At 45.2% G+C, this 26,827-nt stretch carries 19 protein-coding genes; 13 read left to right on the top strand and 6 right to left on the bottom strand.

Features of this window, described 5'->3' with window-relative positions:
• Window positions 1-318: 318 nt before the first annotated feature.
• From ITG09_16660 to ITG09_16650, 3 genes are all read left to right on the top strand, one after another.
• Complete coding sequence (locus tag ITG09_16660) at window positions 319-1,557, top strand: OFA family MFS transporter (GenBank protein ID UPR54587.1); 1,239 nt, start codon at window positions 319-321, stop codon at window positions 1,555-1,557.
• A gap of 57 nt (window positions 1,558-1,614) precedes the next feature.
• Complete coding sequence (locus tag ITG09_16655; protein UPR54586.1) at window positions 1,615-3,279, top strand: VRR-NUC domain-containing protein; 1,665 nt, start codon at window positions 1,615-1,617, stop codon at window positions 3,277-3,279.
• Window positions 3,280-3,488: 209 nt separating this feature from the next.
• Complete coding sequence (locus tag ITG09_16650) at window positions 3,489-5,843, top strand: fatty acid cis/trans isomerase (protein ID UPR54585.1); 2,355 nt, start codon at window positions 3,489-3,491, stop codon at window positions 5,841-5,843.
• A 103-nt stretch (window positions 5,844-5,946) separates the two neighbouring features.
• Here ITG09_16650 and ITG09_16645 read toward each other — a convergent pair whose 3' ends face one another.
• Window positions 5,947-6,885, bottom strand: coding sequence for a LysR family transcriptional regulator (locus tag ITG09_16645; protein ID UPR54584.1), 939 nt, complete (start codon window positions 6,883-6,885; stop codon window positions 5,947-5,949).
• A 93-nt stretch (window positions 6,886-6,978) separates the two neighbouring features.
• Here ITG09_16645 and ITG09_16640 point away from each other — a divergent pair, with 93 nt between their 5' ends.
• Genes ITG09_16640 through ITG09_16630 form a run of 3 tightly spaced genes read left to right on the top strand, consistent with a single transcriptional unit; the run spans window position 6,979 to window position 11,019 of the window.
• Complete coding sequence (locus tag ITG09_16640) at window positions 6,979-8,304, top strand: cytosine permease (protein ID UPR54583.1); 1,326 nt, start codon at window positions 6,979-6,981, stop codon at window positions 8,302-8,304.
• Window positions 8,305-8,309: 5 nt separating this feature from the next.
• Window positions 8,310-9,434, top strand: a complete 1,125-nt coding sequence (locus ITG09_16635; GenBank protein UPR54582.1) for a DUF917 domain-containing protein — start codon at window positions 8,310-8,312, stop codon at window positions 9,432-9,434.
• Window positions 9,435-9,438: 4 nt separating this feature from the next.
• Complete coding sequence (locus tag ITG09_16630) at window positions 9,439-11,019, top strand: hydantoinase/oxoprolinase family protein (GenBank protein ID UPR54581.1); 1,581 nt, start codon at window positions 9,439-9,441, stop codon at window positions 11,017-11,019.
• 145 nt (window positions 11,020-11,164) lie between these two features.
• Here the strand turns inward: ITG09_16630 and torS are convergent, their stop codons facing one another.
• Window positions 11,165-14,170, bottom strand: a complete 3,006-nt coding sequence (gene torS / locus ITG09_16625) for a TMAO reductase system sensor histidine kinase/response regulator TorS (protein ID UPR54580.1) — start codon at window positions 14,168-14,170, stop codon at window positions 11,165-11,167.
• A 92-nt stretch (window positions 14,171-14,262) separates the two neighbouring features.
• Between torS and torT the strand changes: the two genes are divergently transcribed.
• Both torT and ITG09_16615 read left to right on the top strand, forming a co-directional pair.
• Complete coding sequence (torT, locus tag ITG09_16620) at window positions 14,263-15,291, top strand: TMAO reductase system periplasmic protein TorT (GenBank protein UPR54579.1); 1,029 nt, start codon at window positions 14,263-14,265, stop codon at window positions 15,289-15,291.
• Window positions 15,292-15,351: 60 nt separating this feature from the next.
• Window positions 15,352-15,807, top strand: a complete 456-nt coding sequence (locus tag ITG09_16615) for a methylglyoxal synthase (protein ID UPR54578.1) — start codon at window positions 15,352-15,354, stop codon at window positions 15,805-15,807.
• Between the two features lie 121 nt (window positions 15,808-15,928).
• Here ITG09_16615 and ITG09_16610 read toward each other — a convergent pair whose 3' ends face one another.
• Together ITG09_16610 and helD are read right to left on the bottom strand one after the other, a co-directional pair.
• On the bottom strand, window positions 15,929-16,279 hold the full coding sequence (locus ITG09_16610; protein ID UPR54577.1) for a VOC family protein: 351 nt from the start codon (window positions 16,277-16,279) through the stop codon (window positions 15,929-15,931).
• 87 nt (window positions 16,280-16,366) lie between these two features.
• The gene (helD, locus tag ITG09_16605) at window positions 16,367-18,442 is read right to left on the bottom strand and encodes a DNA helicase IV (GenBank protein ID UPR54576.1); all 2,076 of its coding nucleotides are present in this window, start codon (window positions 18,440-18,442) and stop codon (window positions 16,367-16,369) included.
• 177 nt (window positions 18,443-18,619) lie between these two features.
• On the opposite strand from helD, the gene yccS reads away from it, so the two are divergent.
• From yccS to ITG09_16580, 5 genes are all read left to right on the top strand, one after another.
• Window positions 18,620-20,803, top strand: coding sequence for a TIGR01666 family membrane protein (yccS, locus tag ITG09_16600; protein UPR54575.1), 2,184 nt, complete (start codon window positions 18,620-18,622; stop codon window positions 20,801-20,803).
• A gap of 355 nt (window positions 20,804-21,158) precedes the next feature.
• Window positions 21,159-21,320 (top strand): hypothetical protein, encoded by a 162-nt coding sequence (locus ITG09_16595; GenBank protein ID UPR54574.1) that lies wholly within the window; start codon window positions 21,159-21,161, stop codon window positions 21,318-21,320.
• 121 nt (window positions 21,321-21,441) lie between these two features.
• Window positions 21,442-21,762 (top strand): hypothetical protein, encoded by a 321-nt coding sequence (locus ITG09_16590; protein ID UPR54573.1) that lies wholly within the window; start codon window positions 21,442-21,444, stop codon window positions 21,760-21,762.
• 161 nt (window positions 21,763-21,923) lie between these two features.
• Window positions 21,924-23,183 carry a hydroxymethylglutaryl-CoA reductase gene (locus ITG09_16585; protein UPR54572.1) on the top strand — a complete coding sequence of 420 codons (1,260 nt, stop codon included), beginning with the start codon at window positions 21,924-21,926 and terminating at the stop codon, window positions 23,181-23,183.
• A gap of 53 nt (window positions 23,184-23,236) precedes the next feature.
• Window positions 23,237-24,148 carry a LysR family transcriptional regulator gene (locus ITG09_16580; GenBank protein ID UPR54571.1) on the top strand — a complete coding sequence of 304 codons (912 nt, stop codon included), beginning with the start codon at window positions 23,237-23,239 and terminating at the stop codon, window positions 24,146-24,148.
• Between the two features lie 85 nt (window positions 24,149-24,233).
• On the opposite strand, the gene yjjW is transcribed toward ITG09_16580, so the two are convergent.
• Both yjjW and ITG09_16570 read right to left on the bottom strand, forming a co-directional pair.
• Window positions 24,234-25,148, bottom strand: coding sequence for a YjjW family glycine radical enzyme activase (gene yjjW, locus ITG09_16575; protein ID UPR54570.1), 915 nt, complete (start codon window positions 25,146-25,148; stop codon window positions 24,234-24,236).
• Between the two features lie 41 nt (window positions 25,149-25,189).
• Window positions 25,190-26,755 (bottom strand): YjjI family glycine radical enzyme, encoded by a 1,566-nt coding sequence (locus tag ITG09_16570; protein ID UPR54569.1) that lies wholly within the window; start codon window positions 26,753-26,755, stop codon window positions 25,190-25,192.
• Between the last annotated feature and the right edge of the window lie 72 nt (window positions 26,756-26,827).

Raw genomic sequence — 26,827 nt, 5'->3', positions numbered from 1 at the left:
ATATCCGCACGGAATACGTGTCTATTCAAAAATCATCACCTCAAAATCCCTGAAATAATAAGAAAACAGAGAGAAATAGAACAAAATAGAGAAGTGTTAAAAACATTTCAAAAACCAATGAAAAACAACTTATTAACAAATTGAATTTAATTGACCAAAAATGGAAAAAGAGATTCCAATCACATTTTAATTGGTTATAATCCGCGCTCTTTTGCGCTATCTGTTGATAAACGCAAACTAATTTTGAAGAAACAATCACAATAACCCGTCTTTAGTTATGTGGCTCTCCACTAACCGATGACAAAACTGAGAATAAAAATGAGCAAGATTGATAAAGCAACACGTATCCTGCTAGCAGGCTTCTGTATCAACCTTTGTCTTGGCATCCTGTATGCTTGGAGTGTATTTAACAAAGCGCTAGTGACTGAAGCTGGTTGGAGTGCTGCTGAAGCATCTTCACCTTACGCTATTGCAACTATCACATTCTCTGTTTGTCTTCTTGTTGCGGGCATCCTACAAGACCGTATGGGTCCACGTAAGATCCTTATCCTAGGTACAGCACTTACAGGCCTAGGTATGATTGCTTCTGGTTTCGCTACAACGCCTATGATGCTGAACATCACGTTTGGTGTTATGACAGGTGCTGGTATCGGCTTCGGTTACGCATGTCTTTCTCCATCAGCAATGAAGTGGTTCCACTCTTCTAAGAAAGGTATGGTTAACGGTCTTATCGCAGCAGGCTTCGGTCTTGCAGCTATTTACCTAGCACCACTCACTTCTGCGCTAATCGACAGCATGGGTATCCAAACTAGCTTTATGATTCTTGGTGTTGGTGTACTTGCAATCGCAGTACCTCTAGCAGCAACAATCAACAACCCACCAGCGGATTACACGCCAGCTGAGCCTAAAGTAAAAGCAGGCCAAGCTCCTAAAGCGGCTAAGAAGATTGAAGACCTAACTTGGAAAGTAATGCTGAAGACTCCTCAGTTCTACTCTCTATGGATCATGTACGCATTCGCTGCATCTGTTGGTCTAATGATCATCGGTAACATCACTACGATTGCTAGCGTTCAAGCTAACCTGCCAAACGCAGTTTACCTAGCGTCTATCCTTGCAGTATTCAACTCAGGCGGCCGTGTTGCTGCGGGTATGCTTGCAGATAAAATCGGTGGTGTACGTACTCTGCTTCTAGCGTTCATCCTTCAAGGTGCGAACATGGCTCTATTCGCTACGTTCAACTCTGAATTCACGCTAATCATTGGTACGGCTATCGCAGCTGTTGGTTACGGTACGCTTCTAGCAGTATTCCCAACATTGACTGCTGAGTTCTACGGCCTGAAAAACTACGGTACTAACTACGGCGTGCTTTACACGGCATGGGGTATCGGCGGCGCTATCGGTGCAGCGGTTGTTGGCTTCTCAATGTCAAACGGCGAAGGTTACGGCCTAGCTTACACAATCTCTGCAGTTATGATGGCAGTGTGTATTGTTCTAGCAATCATCACTAAGCCAATCTCTGAAGCTAAAGTTGCTGAACTAAAAGCATCACAAGCTTAATCAACAGAAAAGATTGAATTTGTTACTGAAGAGCTTAACCTTAGGGTTAGGCTCTTTTTGTATCAAGCGACTTCTCCATTGACGACCGAAACCACTCTTCAGCTCTCCCCTACTTATTATCTCGACAACTTCAATCGACTGGTTGAACACGCTCAAACGCTCTACCCCGATCTTCTGAGTGACGATGAATGTCGTTGGTTGTCCGCATACAAACGTCTTACTATTTCAAGCCAATGCTTAATGGTTCGTTTGCTTTCTCGTAAGGGGCGGTGGTTTCGCAGCGATAAACTCAACTATGTTGAGATCCCAGAGCTAAAGACCGCACTGCGAGAGCTAAGCTACTCAGGCTTCATCGCGTTGAGTCACCCAACAGAACCCCATCACCTCCTCATTAATGAGGTCGAGCTAGGGTTGCACTTGCTCACCAAACCAGAACTGTTGAATGTATTCCCCGTCCTTAAGAGCCACAGAGCTGCCAAAAAAGATGAGCTATTGCTACTGCTTGATCAACAACCTTTCGATCAATTTCAAAGCCTAACCTTCGACTGTATTTACGTCATCGAATCTCAAGTGATTGATGTATTACTGTTGCTGTTCTTTGCCAACACTTATCAAGACTTAAGTCAGTTCGTCTTAAGTGACCTTGGGCTCAACACCTTTGAGAACTACCCATTAAGCAAGCAGCGCCGCTTCTTCACTTCCAGAGATCAACTCAATCAATTGATCCAGATGCGGGATATTCAACGCTTGTATTCAGAAGGTGACCGCAAAGATGGAGAATTTTTGGAACTGCTTTTAAACGTGATTCCTGAAGAATCAGAACACAGAAGCATTGCCAGAAAACGATCGCGTTTGATCAATGATATTGCTCGCGATCTTGAAAGACTTAACCTAAACGACCAAGCTATCTTTTGGTTCAGGCAATCTACACTTCCTCCGAGCAGAGAACGACTTGCACGCATCTACGACAAACAAGGTGAGCTAGACTTAATGTGTGACATTGTCACGCAAATGAAAACTACTCCATCGGATGTGTCAGAGTTGGAAGTCGCTATTAAGCTCGAAGACAGGCTACTACGCAAACAGGGGCACAAAGTTTTACGAACCATAAAACCGAGCTGCAAAGAGATAAAACTGGAATTAGACCTTAACAAAACGCGAGTCGAGCTTGCGGTAAAACAGCATTTTGAGAACCAAGGTTGGGATGTCTATTTTTCTGAGAACAGCTTTTTATGTGGCTTGTTTGGTTTGGCTTTCTGGGATGTCATTTTCGCAGACGTTGAAGGCGCCTTTATCAACCGGTACCAACATCGACCATTGGATCTGTACCATTCAGATTTCGTAGACAAGCGAACCCAACAGATTGAAGCCGCGTTTCAGACGATATCCAAACATGGGCTGAACCATTTGCTCGATACTTACGATGAAAAGCAAGGTATAGCGAACCCCTTTGTTCATTGGAATCATTTCCCTAAGGCACTTATCGGGCAAAGTATAAAAGCTATTCCCAACGCCTTAGTTGTCGATCTCTTCAAAGTGATATTGAGTGATTTAAAGCTATTTAGAACTGGGATGCCGGATTTGATTGCATTCAAGGGCGGTGAGTTTCATTGGATTGAAGTCAAAGGCCCTGGCGATAAACTGCAAGACAACCAGTGGCGCTGGATCAAAGAGTTTGAGCGATTGTCTGTCCCCTTCTCTGTTTGTTACGTTAATCAGTGAGTCTTAGTTCTTAGCATCTTAACTGCTAGCTTTTAGCTCTTGGTGCTTAAATCTAGCTAGGTCTAAAATCCAATTTCTGAGCACAAGCAAGTGACGCGCATCGACAAGTTACTCGTCCTATCAAGATCTTGTCTACAAAATTGTTAGAACATGAGCATTTTCAATCATTTTCGATATAATTAGAGAAAATGCCTTATATTTAAATACGTATGAATTTGAAAAAACTCTTCATTTTAGCTTTTGTTAGCGTCTTCTCGGGTTGTGCCGTCTACGCGGGTTTAAACTTCGACGAGTTGTTTGGTGAACAACAAGTACGCGATCGCCAAGCGCCTATTCTTTCGGCTCAAGCGCAGCACTTCATTGATGAAGTAAAACCCATCATTGATAACCGATGCGTGGTTTGTCACGCTTGTTATGACGCCCCTTGCCAACTCAAAATGTCTTCGGTGGAAGGCATAGACCGAGGGGCGAGCAAGGCACTCGTTTATCAAGGTACCCGCTTAACGGCATCAGCCCCTACTCGTTTGTTTGAAGATGCTCTAAACACACAAGAGTGGCGCGATGCGGGTTTTCATCCGGTCCTCAATGAGCGCATGCAAAACTCAACGGCTAACCTCGATGCTGGCCTTGTTTCACGTATGTTGATCCAGAAAGAGAATCATCCTCTGCCCGATCAAACCCAGCTTGAGGGTTTCGACTTTTCAATCGATCGCGACCAACAGTGCCCAACCATTGAAGAGTACGCCCAATACGAGAGAGATTACCCAACTTGGGGGATGCCTTATGGGATGCCGAATTTAGACAAAACAGAATACGCGACGTTAATGAGTTGGTTGGAAAATGGCGCGTTGATGAACGACCACATTCCGCTGGATGATGCAGAACAAGAGCTCGTTAATGTCTACGAAAGCTTTTTAAATAAGAATGACAATAAGAGCCAACTTTCAGCACGTTACATCTACGAGCACCTGTTTTTATCTCACGTCTACTTTTCTGATTTAGCTCAACCAACGCGTTTCTTCACTATTGTTCGTTCTGCAACACCTCCGGGTGAAGCGGTACAGCGCATCACGACTCGTCGCCCTTATGACGACCCAAAAGTAGACCGTGTTTACTACCGTCTGATTCCAGAGCAAGGCACCATCGTCGACAAAACGCACATGCCTTTCGCACTTAATAAAGAGCGTCTACAAAAGTGGAATACCTGGTTTGTCGATGCGAACTACGCAGTAAAACAACTTCCTAGTTACGACATCGATGTTTCTGCCAATCCAATGACATCATTTGAAGCGCTGCCAGTGAACTCGCGCTTCAACTTCATGTTGGATAACGCGCAAAACACCATCATGGCCTATATCAAAGGACCGGTGTGTCGTGGTCAACTTGCCTTGAACGTAATTAACGACCGTTTTTGGGTTTTCTTCATCGACCCAGAGAAAGCTGATGTTCCGGAAATTAACGCCTTCTATGCAAGCCAACAGAAAAACTTAAAGCTTCCTAGCGAACTAAAAAGTAACACCGTACCTGTAACCAACTGGGTAAGATACGCGAAGCAACAAGCGCGATACCTAAACGCGAAATCAGACTTCACTAATCAATGGTTCGAGAGTGGCGTACACCTAGACATTGGCATCATTTGGGATGGTGACGGCATCAACCCGAATGCTGCTCTCACCGTCTTTAGGCACTTCGATAGCGCCTCTGTTGTACAAGGTTTAGTGGGCACGCAACCTAAGACTGCATGGATTCTTGATTATGCTCTTCTAGAGCGTATTCATTATTTACTCGTTGCAGGCTTCGATGTTTACGGTAACTTTGGCCACCAGCTGATTACACGCATGTTCATGGACTTCTTGCGTCTTGAAGGTGAAAGTAACTTCTTAACCCTTCTTCCTAAAGACGTTCGCCACATTGAGCACTCTAGCTGGTACCAGAACCAAAGCGCACAACTGAGTGACTACTTGCAGCGAAACATTGCACCTTTTGATCAGCCGACCAGCGTCGTTTACAAAACGGCTGATCCGAAACGTGAACTGCTGAATATGATCAAAGATAAGCTCGCACCTGTTCTCGATAATCGCTTTGAGATTGTTGAAACAGGTTTTGGTAGAAAGAATGAAGCACTGCTTAACCAAGTGAATTTGATAAAGGGAGAAGGCCTGCGTCATGTGCCTCAATTAATAATGATCATGATTGAAGGCGAAAACGGCGAAGAACAACTGTTCACCATGATTCACAACAATGCGCATAGCAACATTTCTAGCTTGTTTAATGAAGAAGGTAACCGCAATTACGCCAAAGATGATCTAACCCTCGTACGAGGCGTTGTGGGAAGCTACCCTGCGGCTTACCTGTCATTAACCGAGAGCGAAATTCCCGCTCTGTTGAAAATGCTGCAAAACTTAAACACGGAAGAAGACTACGTGGCGCTGCTAGACAAGTTTGCGGTACGACGCAGTTCTAGCGAGTTCTGGCCATTCAGTGATCGCGTTCATCGTTGGTATCAACAAGACCAACCGATCGAGTTTGGCCTTTTGGACTACAACCGCTTTGAGAACCGTTAGTTCTCATTCATAGCGCATAACAACAAAAAATCCTCTGTGTTGGCAGAGGATTTTTTGTCTATGGGGAAAGTGTCTTAAGTACCATTGGAAAACGAGGAGTCCTCTAAATTGAACCCGATGTTTCCGGTTGGTGTAGCTCATCAAAAAACGCACGCGCGGCGGGAGAAAGAGAATCCACAGGCTGCTTTAGCACCACGTAAAACTGGCTCTTGAGGCTCCATTTCTCAGGCTGAAGTGGAATCAAAGCTTGGTCATAATGGCCACGGTCGATTAAATGAGACGGTAAAAAACTCAAGTGTGTGCCTGCCAAGGTTAAAATTACACCCGACTCGACATGCCAGCCATCAAAAGGCTTTACGGAATCGTACTGCTCAATATTCAGTAATCGGAACATCTCATCTTTGGCATAGCCGCCCATATTGATACGACAACCATCCAATGAGAAATTCTTGTCCATGATCTTCTCAGCCAGATCTTTACGCGCATACAGATAACTGTGCTCTTCAAACAGTGGGTATTTATGTTGAAACGCTGATTTTTGATGTGACCCTAGAACCACTATCATCATATCAATCTGGTTCTTTGCTAACTTCTCATTCAACTGGGTGAAATCGCCAACATCAACACTCACCTCAACGCTGTTACTGCGTTGGTAAAACGTCTCGATCGCTTTAGGAAGTGGGTTATAGGGCAAAGTGACGGTGTTATCCAAGCATCCAATTCGCACATGCCCAGAGAGTTCTGTCTGTACACCTCGTAACTTATAAGCGAAGTCGGTTAAGGTCGATTTCAATTGGTTCGCATATTTATACACTTGCTCACCTTCATAAGTCAGCTTAAAACCACGTCGACCACGTTGGCATAATGTTAATTCTAAGCTTTTTTCCAAAGCAATAAGCTGATTACTCAGCACAGGCTGGCTAATCCCGGTGCTTGCGACCGCCTGATTGATGCCTCCTTGCTCAACAATTTCACAAAAAAGCTCTAATCTTCGCAGGTCTCTTTTATCTAACTTATTGTTTGAATTCACTTTGCCACTCACATTTGTTTTTTGTTATGTTTACATCTGATTATATTCATTTATTAACAATAAATACATCAGTATGCTTTATTCACACTTATGGAATAACAATGCATGGATGGCACTATGGCGGCAGAAGCTTACGTGAATAAACCCGAAGCAACACACAGCCACAAAAAGATAGACGACTTCGAATTGGAACCCGTTCCCGAGAAAGCCAAACGATCTTGGTGGGTTATCAGCCTTATTTGGTTGGCTATCGGCATCGATATTTCGGGATTGTTTCTCGGCTCGATTCTAAGCAGCGGGATTGGTTTTGAAGACGCACTACTTGCCACGTTTATTGGTTCAGGCTTATTGGCGATCATCGCGATGCTGTGTGCCAACATTGGCTTTCAAGCTGGCGTGTCTACCCCGCTGGTGAGCAGCGCGGTGTTTGGTCGTAACGGCGGTAAAATTCTTGGCTTCATCAACGGCATCTCATTAGTCGGCTGGTTCGCATTCCAGGCTGATTTCTTCGCTTTCATCATGGTCGATGCACTGGCGAAATACGACATCATAATTTCACACCTCACCGCTCTTATTGGTGGCAGTGTATTAATGATGATGACGGCCATCTACGGTGTTCGTGCCCTAGGTAAACTCAGCACCTATTCAGTACCTTTAATGGTGACGCTGATTACCATCGGTTTGTTTATGGCCGCTGATTATCAAGGTGGCGCAGCGCCATCTATTGAAGATCCTTTGACGCTTGGCCAAGCTATCTCCTTTGTTATGTCTATCTGGATTCTAGCTGCGGTTGCTGCACCTGATATTGCTCGCTACGCCAAAACACGTCGTGATGCGATTCTAGGAGCGGGTATCGGTTTCCTCGTCGGCAACAGTGCCATTATTCTTATCGCGTTGATCCTGACCAAAATGACAGGCACCGACGACCTAGTAGAAGTCTTCTTCACACTTGGTTTAGGTATGGCGGCTATTATCGTACTGGTGTTCGCACAATGGACCACCAACAGTAGCAATCTGACCTCTGGCGGCTTATGCATGTCGATGGTTCTACCGAAGATTCCGCGCCCTGTTTTGGTTGTGATCATGACCATCGTCGGTATTGGCATTGCTCAACTCGGCATGGTGAACAAGTTTACTGACTTCTTAATGCTCCTCAGCGTAACCATTGCGCCTGCGGCAGGTGTCTACATCGTTCAATATTATGTTTTAGATTCGACAAAAATGAGCTTTGAGAACATCCAACAAGTTCCAGCTTGGATGTTTAAAGGCTTGGCTTCTTGGGCATTTGGTACTGCATTCAGCGCTTGTACCGCGCCAGAGTTTTTCAACCTGTTTTCGTTAACCAGCATCTCAGCGTTAGACGGCATTCTTGCCGCTGGTGTGATTTACCTCGCCCTAATGAAGCTTTCTCCTTCAAGTGATAAGGAATAGTAGTTGTGATTATTACTGAACAAATGATTGATGATATCGCGCTTGGTGCGACGGTATTAGGTACTGGCGGCGGCGGTGACCCATACAGCGGTGCATTGATGGCGAAAGTAGCCATTGCAACGGCAAAGCACCCTGTACGCATGATTCCTCTACAAGACGTACAAGACGATTGGATGACAGTGCCCTCTTCAATGATTGGCGCACCAACCGTCGCAGTAGAGAAACTCAATTCGAAAGATCAAATGTTGATTGCTTTCGAAGCGATGGAAAAAGCGCTTGGCACAGAAGTAGCGGCAACGTTTCCTATCGAAGTGGGCGGTTTTAATTCGCTGATTCCAATCCTTGTTGCAGCACAAAAGAACATCCCTGTAATTGACTGTGATGCAATGGGCCGTGCGTTCCCAGAAGCTCAGATGGTGACTTTCTTTCTTGATGGCCTCCCTTCGGCTCCGAACACATTGGCTGATGAGCGTGGTAATGTCGTCACACTTTATCCAATTGACGGTATTTGGTCTGAAAAGTTTGCGCGACCAATTACCGAGCAGATGGGCGGCTCTGCAGCAATGTGCGATTACCCAATGAACGGTAAGAACCTAAAACGCAGCGCACTGCCTGCGACACTGACCCAAGCAATGAAGATTGGTGAAGCGATTAGACTGGCGAACGACAACAATCAAAGTGGCACACAGGCCGTATTAGACATTGTTGGCGGCCATACCATCATCAGTGGCAAAATTGTTGATATACAGCGTGAAACCGATGGTGGCTTTGCAACAGGCGGTGTCGTGATTGAAAAGCTGGCTCAGTTTGAAGATACCGGCGTCGATAACGTGTTTGTGCAGTTCCAAAACGAATTGCTTCTCGCGCACAAAGGCACAAGCCGCGCAGACATGAATCAAGATAATCTTTTGGCTTCGACACCGGATCTTATTTCGATCTTGGATCATGAAACCGGTAAACCAATCACAACAGAACAACTTCGTTACGGGCAGCGCATTGACCTTATCGCCTACCCTTGCGACCCAAAATGGCGCACTGACAAAGGCATCGAAGTCGCCGGCCCGGGTTACTTTGGCTACACCGTCGAGTATCAAACCATTGAACAACTAAAGTCTGCATTGAAGAGGTAGTAGCATGACAAACATTACGCTTGATTACTGCCGCCTTGGCATTGACGTAGGTGGTACCAATACCGACGGTGTGCTGCTCGACGCAGACTTAAATGTGATTGCCAAAGTAAAAACCGCAACCACACATGATATTTCAACAGGGATCGACAACGCGATTTCTGCGCTATTAAACCAAGCAAACATTGATGGTCAGCAAGTGAAACACGCGATGCTTGGCACCACTCAATGCACCAACGCAATTGTTGAACGAAAAGGTTTAGACAGAGTCGGCATGATTCGCTTAGCGCTTCCAAGTGGTGATAGCGTCCCGCCACTTTGTGGTTGGAGTAAAGCGTGGCAAAACTTGCTTGGTGAACACTTCTACCAAGCGCACGGCGGCTATGAATACGACGGCCAGTTGATCGCCGACATTCAAGAGTCTGAGATCCGCGAGCTTTGTCAGAAAATGAAAGGCCATGTGGATTCCATTGCTATCTGCGGTGTGTTCTCTCCCGTCAACGGCGACCAAGAGCTTCGAGCAGCAGAGTGGATTCAGCAAGAACTTCCGGGCGTGAACCTATCGCTTTCCCATAAAGTAGGCAGCTTAGGGCTTCTAGAACGTGAGAACGCGACTATCCTCAACGCGGCTCTGCAAGGTACAGCAAAACGATTCGTTGACGGTTTTTGCAGTGCACTCATCAATCATGAAATCCACACCACGCCTTATTTCGGTCAGAACGATGGAACATTAATGTCGCAACAGTTCGCGTTGATGTACCCGATTCTCACCGTGGCTTGTGGCCCAACAAACTCGATTCGCGGAGCAAGCCATCTAACCAAGCTTAAAGATGCGATTGTGGTCGATGTGGGAGGCACTACATCTGATATTGGCGTGCTTACTCACGGCTACCCGAGAGAGTCGAGCCTCGCGGTAGAAATTGGTGAAGTCAGAACCAACTTCCGTATGCCTGATATTTTGGCATTAGCGATTGGTGGTGGTACCAAGGTTCGCTTTGAACAACAGCGTATAGAGCTTGGCCCAGAAAGTGTTGGCCATACCTTAACGCAGGCCGCTCGTAGCTTTGGCGGTGATGAACTTACGCTAACCGATATTGCACTCAAAACAGGTCAAATGCAGTGGCAGGCAGAGCATCAATTGAGTGATGAGATTGGTATATCGAACGAACAAGCCAGTCAGGCATATCAACAAATGGTCACGGATGTTGAAGAAGGCATCGATAAAATGAAGACGTCAGCTGCGAGCGTACCCGTGATCATGGTTGGCGGTGGCAGTGCCCTATTCCCAGATCATTTTGAAGGTGTAAGCCAAGTGGTTCGCCCAGAGCACTTTGAAGTAGCGAATGCCATTGGTGTTGCGCTGGGTGAAATATCTGGTCAGTTCGATAAGATCGTTCCGATTGATCCCGCTTCTCGAGAGGAAACCTTAAAAGGCTTGGAAGAACAATCAAAGCAACTGGCGATTGAAGCCGGCGCATGTAGCGATAATGTCGCGATCATTGAACGCAGCGAGATTCCATTAAGCTACCTACAAGGCAATATGGTTCACGTTAAGATCAAAGCAGCTGGGCATATCAAGATGGCTTAGAGCCGTTCCTAGAACGCCTTAGTTAGCGTCTTATTCGAGAATAAAAAAAGCAGGCTACTTCTTCATATTAAAACGGAGAAATAGCCTGCTTTTTTGCATTTTAGCTTTTTGTTTTTATTTTGGGGCTTTCAGTCCAATAGCCACTTTATAATTGTTCTCGTAGCGCCGCTAGCGAGTCTTTCACCAGTTTAGGTAGTGAGTCAGCATTGTCGCGATATTGAAGCAATGGATCCTCGCTAGCTTCAATGCTCTGGCATAAAGCAAACAGTGCAGATAATCCTAGGCTGCCGGCAGACCCTTTCAGTTTATGAGCTAAAGACTTAATTTCACGAGCGTTGTCAGCGGCACTTGCCACAACCAACTCATCGAGAGTGACTTGGCTGCTTTGGTCAAACAACCCGACAATCTGCACTATTTTTTCTCGACCGAGAATGGCCAAGTCGTCTTTTATAATCTTAGGGTTAATCATCTGCACCATCGGTTCTCCTTGATTATGTTCCGCGCCTTGGTTTGCTCGTTGTACCGAGCTTGCAAATGCCAATGCTGATAATTCTAGCTCGGTCTCCTGAGGTTTAGAGTTTAGCTCACAACAAACAACATCTGACGGATCCGGCTGAGGCAATAACAGCGTGTGACCGTCCAACTGTTCAACAATCAATTCCGACAAGGCTTCCTTCTCTAACGGCTTAGGTAAGAAACCATCGAAGCCAGACGACAAGTAACTTTCAACTTCTTCGTTAAACACATGAGCCGATACTGCGATCATTGGGGGTACTTTTCGAATTACGTCTTCATCATTTTCATGCTGGAGAGTATCGTCTTTGAGTTGTTGAATTAACTCTACGCCATCGCAGTCCGGTAAGTTAATGTCCACCAGCGCAATATCGAACTCTTGCTCACTGAATATAGCTCTCGCTTCTTTTCCGGTTGTCGCAATCACGACCTCGTGGCCTAGGTTATGTAAAAAGCCTTCAGCAACAATGCAGTTTACGGGGTTGTCTTCTATCAAAAGTACCTTAGCTCGAATACACGCTTCAATGACTGGTACTTTCGTTTCTATCTTCTCACCGGCTTCAAGTGGCAATGAGAACCAGAACTGGCTACCCTCGCCTTCTTCAGAATGAACGCCAATATCCCCATTCATTGCCAACATGATGCTTTTACTGATCGCTAATCCAAGCCCTGTGCCACCGGTTTTATTACGACCGCTATCGGTTTGGCTAAACGCATCGAACAGACACTTCTGTTCAGCTTCATGGATACCAACGCCGGTATCTGACACCTCAAACATGACGCGATTCTCATCTTCGATATCTAAGCTGATAAAGATATCGACCGATCCACTTTCCGTAAACTTAATCGCGTTACCGACCAAGTTATTCAATATTTGACTGATTCGAGTTACGTCACCACGCCAATAGCGTTGCACATCACTTTCAATGTGAAAATCAAAATTAAGCTTCTTCTCAGCGGCGCGCCCTTCCATTAACTGATAGGTATCTTGAACCATCTGATGGAGATCAAACGAAGCAATGCGGATTTCCAAATGCCCCGCTTCAATCTTTGAGTAATCCAACACGTCATTCAAAATCGCAAGTAGATTCTTACCGCTGCGGTTAATGATGTCTGCATAGCCTGATTGCAACGGGTCCAATCCGGTATCTTTGAGCAATCTTGCTGTACCTAATACACCGTTCATCGGCGTTCGTATTTCATGACTCATCGTCGCAAGAAAAGCGGATTTGGCACGGCTTGCTTGTTCTGCGGCGTTGCGAGCTTGAGCGTGGTTCCCCACCTCGATATTCAGCTTTTCATTGGTCTTTTGCAGTTGATAGGTTCGGTCTGTGACCAACTCTTCTAAGTGCTCTTTGTGCTCTTCAAGTTCACGTTTCGCCTTTGCTTCACCCACCGCGACCACTTGCAATGCCTGTGCGGTATTTCTGGCGGTAATGATCGCCTCGCCCATATGAGCCAACTCGTCATTACCCTTAACTGAGATATCAATATTCAGGCGACCTTGTGCGATAGACATCAAGGCCGATGAGTATTCAGTAAGACGTTTAACAACCGAGATATACACCACTCGCCACACGATAAATGCGACGATAACCAAACCAATAACCGAAATCACAGACAACGACCATTGCGCCAAATTCAACGTGCTGGTCAGCTCATCAACCGCTTTTTTGGTGCTTCGGTTTGAATCATCAACCAGTTGGTTAACTGTTGTATTCAATTGAGAGAACAGCTCCAACGTATTTTGCATCAGAAACTCTGACTTTTTGGTGTTCTCATATTGTTCTAATGAAATATCGAACACAACTTGTCGTTTTCTTAGCTCTTCAAGAAGCTGAGACATCTGCGCAGAACGAGTAGGATCTTCGACCGCTTTAACGCGGCGTGCCATGATTCTTAGGTTGGATTCAAATTCAGATTGGATTTGATGAATACGCTCTACGTTGGTAACGGTTTGCGTTTCTTCAATTTGGTTAAGCATCTTGAACGCCAGCAAATGCAATTCGTGTAGGCGCTCAGACAAATCAAGGTCAACCTCAACAAGCGCATCTAGGGCTTGGTAGACTTTATCCGTTTCTTTGGTTTCTAGCAGGTCGTAGATATGCGTGACGTTAGCAACCGCAATAGTAGCCGTGTTCAAAACTTGGGTTCGCGTCAACTGTTCTAGCTCTTCAGCCAATAGGCGCATCTCTTCGACACGAGACGACAACTCTTTGTTTAACCAAAGCTTACGCTCAACCGACACACCAAGCTCAGCCAGTGTGTTAATAACGCTTTGAACATTGTTTTCGAGTTTATCGAGGAGCTGGGAATCGAAACTGTCGACACCAAGATCTTTGATATGCTGAAGAAGCGACTCAAGTTGGTCAAACAGTACAGTGCCAGCCTCTTTTCGTTCGGCCTCGTTTCTCGCATTGGAAAGCGTTTGTACTGACGAAATAATACGGTTACTCAACTCAGAAACCTGACGAGCTTCGATCATGGCAGGAAGCGCCGAATCAACGACGTTTCTTTCCGTTTTTGCGACAAAGCTAAAACCAGAAACACCAATCAATGCAGACAATAGAACCAACAGTGCCATCACTAAGAATGAGGCCAGCAGCTTGCGTCCAATACTCGCTGAAGCTAACAACATAAACTCTAAACCTTAAAACGTTCTTCTTTACCCATGCAGAATACGCTATATTTTGCAGTGTTTCTTATCTAAAACCAATAAAACGGCAATTCATGCTATCTAGACCTTTCGCTTCAATAACTCTTCTCTCACTACTGGCCTCAGTGACCTCTGTCGCAAGTGCTAGCGAGCCTTTGAGCCCAATAAAACCAGCAGCTGCCACATCGCAAAAAGAGAAAATCTGTGCCATTTATCCGCACCTAAAAGACTCATACTGGTTGTCTGTGAACTACGGAATGGTCTCAGAAGCAGAAAAGCAGCAAGTTGAACTAAGAGTATTGGAAGCTGGCGGTTACCCCAACGTTGGCAAACAAGCCTCACAGCTGGTGCTTTGCACACAATGGGGAGCCGATGCCATTATTTTAGGCACCGTTTCACCCGATGCGTACCATGAAAATCTCAGTGACTGGGTTGGTTCTACCCCTGTATTTGCTACGGTGAATGAGTTAACCGTCAATGAAGAACAACAGAAGGTATTGAAAGGCACAGTCGGTGTCGACTGGTATCAAATGGGGTACCAAGTCGGAGAGTTTTTGTCGAAACGACACCCGAAAGGATCAGGCGAAACACCTATCGCCTTGTTACTTGGCCCACAAGCGAGTGGTGGCACTAAGCCTGTAGCACTTGGGTTTTATGATGCGATCAAGTCGAGTGATATCAAAATTGCGATCAGCTATTGGGCAGATAACGATAAAGAACTGCAAAGAAATCTAGTACAACAGGTGATAGAAGAACCTGATATCCAATATATAGTCGGAAGTGCCGTCGCGATTGAAGCAGCGATCAGTGAGCTACGAGCGGCCGGTAAAACCAAAGAAATAGGATTAATTTCAAGTTACCTAAGTCACGGGACCTACCGCGGCTTGCTTCGTAATAAGGTGCTTTTTGCACCAACAGATAAAATGGTTGAGCAAGGTCGTTTGTCGGTAAAACAAGCCACGAGTTACTTACGCGGTCAACCTTACGAGCAACACAGCGCACCAATTATCGAAGCGCTGACACCAGCAACTCTCAAAGATCAAATTATCGCCGACTCATTGTCACCTTCTGAGTTTCGTCCGGTATTCAGTGTGAATCCTTAGTGCTATATTGGCTGAAGAACTCAAAACAATAAAAACGAAACAACAATTTAGGGAACATTCATGCAAAAAACGACGCGCACTATGCCAACACACAAGCATATCGCTTTGGTCGCTCATGACCACTTCAAACCTGAGCTACTAAGATGGGTCAAAGAGAACAAAGAAAAACTACAAAAGCACTTCCTTTACGCAACGGGCACAACAGGTTCTCTACTGAGTAAAGAGACAGGCTTAGCAATCAAAAGCATGATCAGTGGCCCTATGGGCGGTGACCAACAACTTGGCGCGCTTATATCTGAAGGCAAAATCGATATGCTAATTTTCTTCTGGGACCCACTTAATGCCGTACCGCATGATCCAGATGTAAAAGCACTGCTTCGTATCGCAAGTGTATGGAACATTCCTGTAGCAACTAACCGCGCTACCGCGAATTTCCTGTTTAACTCTTCACTGCTTGAAGAAGAAGTGATCATCGAGATCCCTGACTACGAAGCGTACCTAGCTGAGCGCACGTAATCGCACATTAAATGTGCTATCTACTGAACAGACTAAAAAGCCTGCATTTTATCGCAGGCTTTTTCATATCTCGTTTTCAGACATTAAACAGTTCAATCATAAAACAGAGCAGCGAGTCTCTCTACTTGTCACTCCACACCGCCATTTCGTTGCCACTTGGCTCTCTAAAATGGAAACGTCGACCGCCGGGAAAGCTAAAGATCTTACGATTTACCTGTCCACCAGCTTCAATCACATCGCGCTCTGTTTGCTCAAGATCTTGGCTATAGAAAACCATCAGTGCTGCACCCTTGTCCGCATTGGAGGCCAGATCCGCCAGGTAGAACCCGCCCATTAAGCCTTTACCTTCAAAAGCAGAATACTCAGGCCCGTAATCTTCAAATTTCCAAGCAAACACTTGGCTGAAAAACGCCTTGGTTGCGGCGATGTCTTTCGCAGCAAACTCAATATAGTTAATAGAGCCATGTTCCATAGCGGATTCCTTCTACTTTATGATTCTGCCTTATGGTGTTACGGCAGGGATTGAAGATCTAATCTTAGACAATCACGTCAAGTAACATCACTTTTTACGAACTACGGGGTAATCAGAACCATGCAGCTCCTGCACAAAGCCAGAGCCGTCGCCACTGTGCGTAATCCATACTTTCTCTTTTGCTCGCGTCATTGCTACATAGAACAAACGACGCTCTTCTGCATAAGGGAACGCGTCTGATGATTCGGTCAATGCGCCATCAATATGCAGCTGTTTCTTCTTAGTCGGGAACTGTCCTTCGTCAACACAAAGAATAATGACAAAGTCCGCCTCTTTACCTTTACTGCCGTGGCATGTCATGAACTTGATATCAATGGAGGTGAAGATCTTCTTCCAGTCTTCCAACAACTCTGGCTTGTGGTAATGATTACGTCCAAGTAGCAGCACCGATTTATTGGTTTTGCCTTTAGATTGGCGGTTCAATTGGTCGAGGATCTTCTCAACTTCTTTGCTTGGCGCACTGTACACCGCCTTCTGTTTCTGTTGCTTGAAGCTGTTCAGTTCTTTCGGAATCTGAATTGGGTTTTCTTGTACAAAGCGATTAGCGACCGCACCTAACTGATTGTTAAAGCGATAAGTGGTATCGAGGTGATGAATCGTCGAGCTTTCAAAACGATCCTTAAAGCCCGTAGTCAAATCCACATCCGCACCGGCAAACTGGTAAATCGACTGCCAGTCATCGCCTACTGCAAAAATAGAGGCTTGGTGCTCGGCTTTCGACTGATTACAAAGTGCTTCTACTAAGGCAAGACGATCTGGCGAGATGTCTTGATACTCATCGATCATGATGAACTTCCAAGGCGAGATAAACTTACCCTTCTCGACATACTGGGTCGCACGACTGATCATGGTCGAGAAGTCGATATGGTTCTCTTCTTTCAGTGCTTTCTGCCATGCCGTCACACATGGCCAACACAGGGATAATTCACTGTTAAGGCGCGTGTAATCTCGGTGATCAATCAGCTGTTGCTGTACTTCTTTTTTCGTTAAACCCGATGCATTCAACTGTTCAAGCTGCTTTTCAAGCCAGCCAATCAATTTGAGGTTTGAAACATGGCTACCAAGCTCATCATCACCTGTTAAATAAGCGATTGGCCATTTAGACAAGTGCTTTTGCCAGCGTTTGAAGTTGGTTGGCGTCATCCAATGTTTTTTCAGCCAATCAATGCACCACGCTTGGCGTTGATTGTCATCTAAGGCCATTGGAGAAATAACAACACGTTCGGTTTCAACTTGATTTAAGATCTTCAAGCCTAACTGGTGGAAAGTATTAACTTGCACCTTCTCTGCTGACAAACCAATTTTACTGTCGAGACGCTGTTTCATCTCTTGTGCCGCTTCACGACCAAAGGCGAGCAACAATAACTCTTCAGCTTGTGCTTGATGGCTTTGCAGTAAATACGCGACGCGAGCCGTCAAAACACTGGTTTTACCCGAGCCTGCACCCGCAAGAATCAAGTTGTGATCATCGTTCATCAAAACCGCATATTGCTGCGACAAGTTCAACGGAGACGACTCACATTGAGCAAACAGCACTTCCCAATTCTTTCTTTCAGTCTCTAACCATTGTTGGTTTCTGTCGGCTTGCTTAATCTCGGTTTCAGATAACCATGGCTGCATTCTCGCGATGCGATTTGGCATGCGTTGTGCAGCCTCTTCTAGCGTCATCGTCATACTCTCTAGGCCAGAGTTGACCATATCAACCCAAGTATTGACCTTAGAATGCGGTAGAAAAGCAGGGAGTTGCTCTAAACGAGTTAATTCAGCCTCCCATTGAGGAACGTGTTCAGCTAATTGCTCACATTGGGTGTCATGCCACTTCTGATAAGCAGCAACTGACGCGCGTGCAAATTGACGGCATTGATCCCAAGGTAAGCCTTGTACTAACCAACTGCGCTGTGTTCCATCTTGTTGATTAGCAAAAAATTGTAGCGATCCCCAGAACAATCCGCGCTTTATCGCGATCTTGCCACTCCAAATAGTAAACGGGATACGCTCTTCACTGCCTACTGAAGATAACAGCAAGCGTGGACCATCAAGTTCAACCTGATGATATTCATTTTGAATAAAAAACTGTGCAGTCTTGTTAGCGCTTAGCTGCATTGGAGTGTGCTCTTAATTGGGAATATTGAATTTATATCATGATGCAATGAGAATTAATAATATCTCATATCTTATCGACGCTTTCATGACCACCTACGGGCAATTATGGATAAGTATCAAATTCTTGTGCTTGATTTCTGTTAGGATTATGGTTTTTAGTGTGTCAAGTGAGCGACTGTGGACTTCTCAGCCAAATTGCGCCTCTATTGGGCGAATAAAACCATAAATTACAGCGTATTAATTCTCATCACTCTGCTCGGTGTGGTGGTGCCTGCTTGGTATTATGGACAAAACACACTGATCACGCCTTTGATCTTAGGCGTTATTGCTGCGGCTCTTGCGGAAAGCGATGACAGCTTTACCGGGCGCTTGAAAGCACTCACGCTGACCTTTATCTGTTTCGCCGTTGCGGCTTTCTCTATTGAGATTCTCTTCGATACGCCTTGGCTGTTCGCGATAGGGCTTTTTGTTTCAACTTTCTCATTTATTATTCTCGGCGCAATTGGTCCTAAATACGCGAGTATCGCGTTTGGTTCTCTCTTAGTTGCCATCTATACCATGCTTGGTGCCCACGAGAGCACCAACCTTTGGTTTCAACCGCTTCTACTGTTAACTGGCGCCGCTTGGTACTACTTCATGTCGATGATTTGGCAGATAGTGTGGCCAATGCAACCTGTGCAACAAAACCTAGCCACGGTATTCGATCAAATCGGTAATTACATCGATTCAAAAGCGGAGCTCTTCTACCCAGTTTCAGACTTAATTCCTCAACCACACCGAATCATTGAAGCCAAACTTAATGCGAGTACCGTTAACGCGCTCAACATGTGCAAAGCGACCCTACTCAACCGCTCTAAGCGCGGACACATTGACGGGCCAAGTGACCGATTTCTTAACACCTACTTCATCGCACAAGATATTCATGAACGCGTCAGCTCTAGCCATTATCGTTATCAAGAGCTAGCAAAACACTTTGAACGCTCTGACGTGTTGTTCCGTTTTAAATACCTGCTCGAAGCCCAAGCCACTGCGTGTAAAGAAGTGGCAAGCTCATTGAAGGTTGGAGCTGAATACCAGCATGGTGATAAATCTATACTGGCACTCGATGAGCTAATGTCTTCACTCAACCATCTACACCAACAGAACAACCCTGAGTGGAAATCACTGCTGAACCAGTTGGATTACTTATTCAATAACCTAGCAACCGTTGAAAAGCAGCTCTCAAATATCAGCAACCCAGATGCAGAGAAGATCGAAGAAGGCGTATTAGACGATACCAATCCTCATACTTTGACGGCAATGTGGCACAAGATCAAAGCCAACCTGCACACCGATTCAATGCTATTCCGCCACGCGATTCGTATGGCGATCACGTTGACGCTTGGTTATGGAATTATCCAAGGCTTTAATATTGAAAGAGGTTACTGGATCTTGCTAACAACACTGTTTGTTTGCCAGCCAAACTACAGTGCAACCCGTCAAAAACTGACAGCACGTGTTATTGGCACGGTCGCGGGCTTGTTAATTGGAGTGCCGTTATTGACCTTCTTCCCGTCTCAAGAGAGCCAACTGGTGTTCATTGTTATCAGTGGCGTGATGTTCTTTGCGTTTCGAATCAATAACTACGGATTTGCGACCAGCTTTATCACTCTGCTTGTGCTCTTCTGCTTTAACCAGTTAGGTGAAGGCTACGCAGTGGTTTTGCCAAGACTAGCGGATACCTTTATTGGTTGTGCTCTCGCCGTACTTGCTGTCATTTATGTTTTGCCTGATTGGCAATCGAAACGGTTGCACAAAGTAATGGCGGATGCGCTCGATTCCAATAAGAACTATCTTGCTCAGATCATAGGCCAATACCGTGTTGGTAAAAAAGACACCCTTAACTATCGTATCGCTCGTCGTAGTGCGCATAATAATGATGCAAACCTGACAGCCGCTATCAGTAGCATGTTGGTTGAACCGGGTAAGTACCGCACCTCTGAAGATGAGAGCTTCCGATTCCTAACACTTAATCATGCTCTACTCAGCTACATCTCGGCTTTAGGTGCACACAGAACGCGTATCGATGATGAGGCGACACACAAACTGGTGTTAGATGCGCACAGAGTAATCCACGAGCATCTCGACGCTCTAAATGATCAACTCTATTCTCATCAAGAAGAGTGTGAAGTGAAAAACGCTTATGACCCAGAATTAGATAAGCGATTGAGTGAATGGCGAGAAGAAGATGAGAGTTCTGTCAGAATGGTCCTACAGCAGCTCCATTTGATCTATCGAATGCTTCCAGAACTGCATACCTTAGCGACCAAGTTTGCAGTTAAGGTTAAGATCGACAAGCCGTTTGAAACAGAAGCTTCTTGAGCAACAAACAAAATACTGTAAAAACAAAAAGATAACGCAAATTGATCATCTTTTGATCACCATGAGTATTTATACATTGCTTTACCCATACCCCAAATTGGGTAGAGCAATTACTTTCCTACCCTTGTTCCACAAGGGTTTGAGGATTTTTACATTGTAGGAATTTTCTGACTTTGATTGACCAAGCCTTAACTTTGCCTAACATTTCTCGGACAAAAAACGACCACAGGAATTTATAGTTGTCTTAGTTTTAGGAAACTTCAAACATCATTTAATATTCACTTAATCTTGTTTGATTTCCTGCGTCAGTAGACTATGCTCTATAGAGCATATGGATTTGGACTAAGGTCACACTATGAATACACAGCAATTTGAAGCATTTAAGCAGCAAATACAGCTTCTTAACCCCCAACAATTAAAAGCACTTCAGGGTGAAATAGACGGCAACCTTGAAAATGAGAAGTCTTCTTTGCTTACTGATGAAGAGTTAAACGCGCTAAATGACCTGTTCAGTTAATAGACAGACTTCACTATTTTAACTTAAGTTCACATTTTCACCGTAAATTTCATCTGTTCACCATTGCGCTCCAAATATCGTCCGCCTAGACTCACTCCATACGTCAATATAAGGTTCTGTTATGTCGATATCTGGTATTCAATCTGGTTACGCCATTATTCAGCAGTCCACTAACATGGCTGAAGAAGCCGCAATCGAGCTCAACCAAGCCTCCAAACACGCTCTAGAATCCGACGACACTTTCCAAACTAGCGATCTCAGCTTTAATCAAATAGAGCCTGAACAATCCATTTCCTTTAAAGACAAAGAACCTGAACCCGCTTCATCCTCAACCGATTCCTTGATTAAACTGACACAAAGCGCAAGTTATAACCGTGTTGGTGCGAGTGTGGTTGATCGTCAAAACGAAGCCATTGGTAGTCTTCTCGACATTCATATCTAAATTTTGCTCAAGTACCGCCTATATTTCGCGAAACTTCGCTGCTTTTTGCTTCAACAACCACACAAACTGTAACTCATTATATCAGGCGCTTGTTTCTGGTTTATTACTCGGTAGAATCAGCGCAAACCAATTTGCTGCACAAACTTTACTTCATACTATTTATGCCAAAACTAAATCTGCATCGCCGTGACTATGTTTCTATTTTAGGAGGCGACATCTCCGCAGACGAATTAGAAAAAAAGCTTCAGCCTCATTTTGAAAAGCCAGTAAATAAGCTGACCCCTAGCCCCTACCTGACAGAAAAGAATCTTACACGTCGTTGGACAGCCCTCGATAACGCAGATTCACAGCAAGAGCTGCTCGACCCTCATACACAAAGCCAGATCCAAGCGTATGAGAAAAATATCGAACACTTTGTTGGCACAGTTAAAGTCCCTGTCGGTGTGTCAGGCCCACTAAGAGTTAATGGCCTATTTGCTACGGGCGATTACCTCGTGCCACTGGCAACCACAGAAGCTGCGCTTGTCGCCTCTTACAATCGTGGTTCTAAGCTGATTACGGCTTGTGGTGGCGCAAGTGCTATGTTGCTCAATGAAGGTGTAACACGTACGCCTGGTTTTGCCTTCCAAGGATTAGTTGAAGCCGGACAGTTTGTGGCTTGGGCTGTGACTCAGTATGACCAGTTCAAGATCTTGGCAGAATCAACAACATCACACGGCAAGCTGACCGACATCAATATCAACATCGAAGGTAACCATGTTTACTTGGTGTTTGAATTTCTAACCGGAGACGCTTCTGGTCAGAATATGGTGACCATCGCGACCAACGCCGTGTTTGAGTACATTATTGAGAATACGCCAGTTAAGCCTGACCACGCTTTCCTTGATGGCAACTTGTCAGGCGACAAGAAAGCCAATACCCAAACCTTACGCAGTGTTCGTGGTAAAAAGGTCACTGCCGAAGTAAACATTCCTGCTGAGCTTGTTGCTAAGTACTTGCACACCACTCCAGAGAAGATGGTTCAGTTTGGTCAAATGACCACGGTAGGTGGCGCGTTAAGTGGTACTATCGGTATCAATGCCCATTATGCGAATGCACTGGCGGCGCTTTACATTGCTTGCGGACAAGACGCAGCGTGTGTCGCTGAGTCTGCGATTGGTATGACTCGCATGGAACTGAACAAAGAAGGCGGTTTATACGCGAGCGTGACACTACCTAACTTAATGATAGGGACTGTCGGCGGCGGTACCGGCTTACCAAGTCAGAAAGCCTGTTTAGATTTACTTGGACTGCATGGTAACGGTAAATCACAAGCCTTAGCCGAAGTATGTGCTGCACTGTGTTTGGCTGGCGAGCTATCGATTGTCGGTGCATTTTGTGCAGGTCACTTTTCGCGAGCTCATCACAAGTTAGCGCGCTAGTTTCTGTTTTAAAACCTTAAATCGACCGTTGTCACGCATTGAGTGAGTTGTGTATGGATTACTTACATTTATCGCGAGTGAGCCTTAAACACCTCACTGCGCTTCATATTATGCTGAACACCCACAGCGTCACTCAGACCTCAGAGCAACTCTTTGTCAGCCCTTCGAGTGTGAGTAAGACATTATCTCAGCTGCGTGACATCCTTAACGATGAGCTGTTCTATCGAGACGGTACTAAGCTAATCCCAACACCTTTTGCCCTAAAGATAGCTCCAACCGTCCATGCCATTCTTTCTAGTATGAACGGATTGCTTCATCAGAAGAGTTTTACTCCAGAGGAGTACCAAGGCAGCTTTTCGCTCTCGATGCGTGAAAGCACCTTTGAAGTGTTCGCCTCTAAGATCAGCAAAATCACCACAGAACTTGCGCCTAAAGCTAAACTCAATATCTATTCGAAGCAGCAACTTGGCTTCGATGCTTTGCTTAGCGGCAAGGTAAATTTAATCTTATTGCCTCACGATATATCCCAACCACCGACAGATAATAAAGAGTTAGTGTGGGAAACGATTCTGCCCGATGAGATGGTTTGTTTGATGGGTGCCCACCACCCTCTTGCTCAGCAAGAACTGACGGTGGAAGGCTACTTAGATTATAAGCACATTGGGATTTTAGATAACGAACTGTCTCAGCCTTATTTTGAACAAAACTTGGTTCAATGCCACCAGCCGAGAGATATGGCGATATCGGTAGCAGACTTTGGTGCTGCGGCTGTGTTGTGTCACCACACGCCTTTCCTGTTCACTTGCTCTAAACAGTGGGTTGAGCGTGCTAAGCAAGCTCAGGGCTTAGTGAGCAAGCCCTTGCCTTTTGATTACGGTAAGGTGGCATATAGCTTAGTGTGGAACAAACCCAACATGAATGATCAAGCCATCAAATGGCTGTGTGACTTGTTCTTAGAAGCTTAGGTTTTACAAGAAAGTGGCTCTTTATAGACTGCCAGATTTTTTAGAAGCCTAAATTCTTTTAAAAAGGCTCGATTTTGATAATAGACTAAGTATAAACCTCTGGCGTTTGCATTGGTCTTCGAACTATCGCGTAGAGCTTATCGTAAAAGCTCTGCATCTGTTGTTCGGTGCATTTCGGCCAATCTAACGCCTCGCCAATCACGCCATGATGTTGAAACGCATTAAGTCGAATCCGAACATCACTTGGCAATCCATTTAAGTAATAGCCAACTTGCTTTATCTCGTCCTCAAGATCACTTTTGTTCGGAATATGCAGTAACCGAACTTCATGTAACTTACCCTTTTCTGATAAATAATTGATGGTTTCAAACACACGATGGTTTCCTCTGCCGACCAACCATTGGTGTGTTTCTGATTGCCAGGATTTTAGGTCAATCATCGCGCCATCAAGATAAGGCAATACTCGCTCCCAGCCTTGTTTAGACAACGAACCATTGCTGTCAATAAAACAGGTTAAGTGTGCCAACTGCGCGTCGCTTTTTATCGCTTTAAACAGATCAATGATAAACGGCAGTTGCATGGTTGCTTCACCACCCGAAATGGTAATACCGCTCAGAAAGAATTGGTTATGCCTAACGAGTTCAAGTACCTCCGAAACCGTCATCGATGTTATTTTCGGGCTTGATTTATGGTTACAGATGTCAATGCACTGATCGCAATTAGTGCAAGCCACCGGATCCCACTTCACTTTGCCATCATCGGTGCTCAACGCACCGCTTGGACATCCGCTGACGCAGTCGCCGCAATGGTTACAGTGATTGATGGTGTGTGGGTTATGGCAGGTTACACAATCGAAATTACACCCCTGTAGGAACAACACTAGGCGATTTCCCGGTCCATCAACACAAGAAAAGGTCAGCACACGGCTGACCTTCGCTTGTTTTTCTGTCTTATTGTTATTAACCCTAGCCATTTGAGTTGTTAGATCAGAAACTTTCATAATTTGTATTGTTTGGTAATGGGTATAGTTAGATTAAGGCGCTATTCGTACGTCGGCGACATCTCTAAACTCGCCACGCGTGGTTTACGCTCTAATATGCCCGTGTTCTTCGCAGCTTCAGCACCTAAGAAGGTGGTATTGGTGCGTGAGCCTTGTTCGTCATATTTGGCAATATCAGACAACTTAACCATGTAACCCGTCACACGAACCAAATCGTTTGATGCCACGTTAGCCGTAAACTCACGGTAACCCGCTTGAATCGCGCCTTTACACAGGTTAAACATCGCTTCAGGGTTAGATTTCACTGTTTCGTCGATGGTCAGAATGTCACTGATACCCGAGGTATAGAACTTATGGTGACCCGCAGTTGCACGAACGTATGAGACAGGATCTGGTTCTGTTCCGTAAGGAATACGAACACCTGGTGTCACATCTTCATCTAGGCTAATACCGCCTTGAGCATGCAGCAGAGCCTTACCTTCTAATCCATATTTCACTTCTGATTTTTCAACGATCTCAGCCAGCTTTTCAGAGATACGATGACCAAGTTGATTAGCCTGTTCATCGTGACCATAACGCCCTGCTTGACCTTCTTTCTCCATCAAAATGTTGACTGTTTCCGCCATGCCATAAATACCAAACATTGGCGCAAAGCGATCTTCTTCGATAAGGCCTTCTTTGGTCAGGAAGCCTTCGAAGAAGTTAGACTCTTCATGCAAGAAGCGGCTGCGTGCGTTCATCAATTCAACCATGATGCCACTGTAGTTCGGCAATACTTGTTGTAAGAAATCAGCACTGTCCTCAGACTTCAACGCCACTTGCTTCAGGTTCATACGTACTAGCGTATTTGAGCCACCCGCTAACGGCAGAGAGTTGTAGCAGCTCACAATACCAAAACGCTTGTCGCCGTATGCCTCGGCATGCGCGGGATAGTTAGCAATATGTGGTTTACTGCATTCGCAGATGTTGCTCGCCGCATGACGAAGTAGATCATCAGGTGTCACGGTTGGGTCGTACATAAAGGTTAAGTTTGGCGCGATCTGCTTCAATTCAGCGTCTACACGTAAAATCGTACGGCAGATAATGTTGTCTGTCGGGCCGATATTCACATGCATAAACGCATCTGGCAGTGTGCGATCCAACATGATCCAGAACAGCTTAAGCTTTTGGTATACCTGATATTCCGTTAAGTCGCCAACGAAAGGCATCAACACATCGTCCAACTGCCCTAGGTAAACCGGGATTGAAGTGACAGAAGGAACATGGTGGTAAAGGATGGTGAGCATGTTTAATGCTTCATCGAAATTAGTTGCCGCGCTAAGCTCTAAATACTCTGATCCTTGATGTAAGTATTTAGAATAATCTGGAAGTACATAGCGCGGCTTAAATGGGGCGTGCCCTTCAAACATGTCACACAGCACACCTTGTTGTAAGGCTTGCTCTACTTCTTTGCTTACCGGCATATACGGTAAGCTGGCTTCAGCTTCTAAGGCAAGATAGCTCGACTTCTGTTTTGGCGACAGGTTGGTATCTGAAATGATATTGCTAAAGCGTTGTTGTTGCTCTGAAAGTGGTGAAGAAGTAGATGACGCAGATTGGTGGCTCATGATTAAACCCTTAATGTTATTATGGGCTTATTTTATATCTCACGATTACATTTCCACTAATGAAATGTATGC

Origin of the sequence: Vibrio cyclitrophicus (assembly GCA_023206055.1) — a bacterium.
GTDB classification, from domain to species: Bacteria; Pseudomonadota; Gammaproteobacteria; order Enterobacterales; family Vibrionaceae; genus Vibrio; species Vibrio cyclitrophicus_A.
This window is presented reverse-complemented; position numbering and strand designations above follow the sequence as displayed.

Excerpts from the sequence above, each read along its gene's own strand:
- ITG09_16660 (UPR54587.1), top strand. The coding sequence starts at position 319 with ATGAGCAAGATTGATAAAGCAACACGTATCCTGCTAGCAGGCTTCTGT.
- ITG09_16650 (UPR54585.1), top strand. The coding sequence starts at position 3,489 with ATGAATTTGAAAAAACTCTTCATTTTAGCTTTTGTTAGCGTCTTCTCG.
- ITG09_16640 (UPR54583.1), top strand. The coding sequence starts at position 6,979 with ATGGATGGCACTATGGCGGCAGAAGCTTACGTGAATAAACCCGAAGCA.
- ITG09_16630 (UPR54581.1), top strand. The coding sequence starts at position 9,439 with ATGACAAACATTACGCTTGATTACTGCCGCCTTGGCATTGACGTAGGT.
- torS (UPR54580.1), bottom strand. The coding sequence starts at position 14,170 with ATGTTGTTAGCTTCAGCGAGTATTGGACGCAAGCTGCTGGCCTCATTC.
- torT (UPR54579.1), top strand. The coding sequence starts at position 14,263 with ATGCTATCTAGACCTTTCGCTTCAATAACTCTTCTCTCACTACTGGCC.
- ITG09_16615 (UPR54578.1), top strand. The coding sequence starts at position 15,352 with ATGCAAAAAACGACGCGCACTATGCCAACACACAAGCATATCGCTTTG.
- ITG09_16610 (UPR54577.1), bottom strand. The coding sequence starts at position 16,279 with ATGGAACATGGCTCTATTAACTATATTGAGTTTGCTGCGAAAGACATC.
- helD (UPR54576.1), bottom strand. The coding sequence starts at position 18,442 with ATGCAGCTAAGCGCTAACAAGACTGCACAGTTTTTTATTCAAAATGAA.
- ITG09_16595 (UPR54574.1), top strand. The coding sequence starts at position 21,159 with ATGAATACACAGCAATTTGAAGCATTTAAGCAGCAAATACAGCTTCTT.
- ITG09_16590 (UPR54573.1), top strand. The coding sequence starts at position 21,442 with ATGTCGATATCTGGTATTCAATCTGGTTACGCCATTATTCAGCAGTCC.
- ITG09_16585 (UPR54572.1), top strand. The coding sequence starts at position 21,924 with ATGCCAAAACTAAATCTGCATCGCCGTGACTATGTTTCTATTTTAGGA.
- ITG09_16580 (UPR54571.1), top strand. The coding sequence starts at position 23,237 with ATGGATTACTTACATTTATCGCGAGTGAGCCTTAAACACCTCACTGCG.
- yjjW (UPR54570.1), bottom strand. The coding sequence starts at position 25,148 with ATGAAAGTTTCTGATCTAACAACTCAAATGGCTAGGGTTAATAACAAT.
- ITG09_16570 (UPR54569.1), bottom strand. The coding sequence starts at position 26,755 with ATGAGCCACCAATCTGCGTCATCTACTTCTTCACCACTTTCAGAGCAA.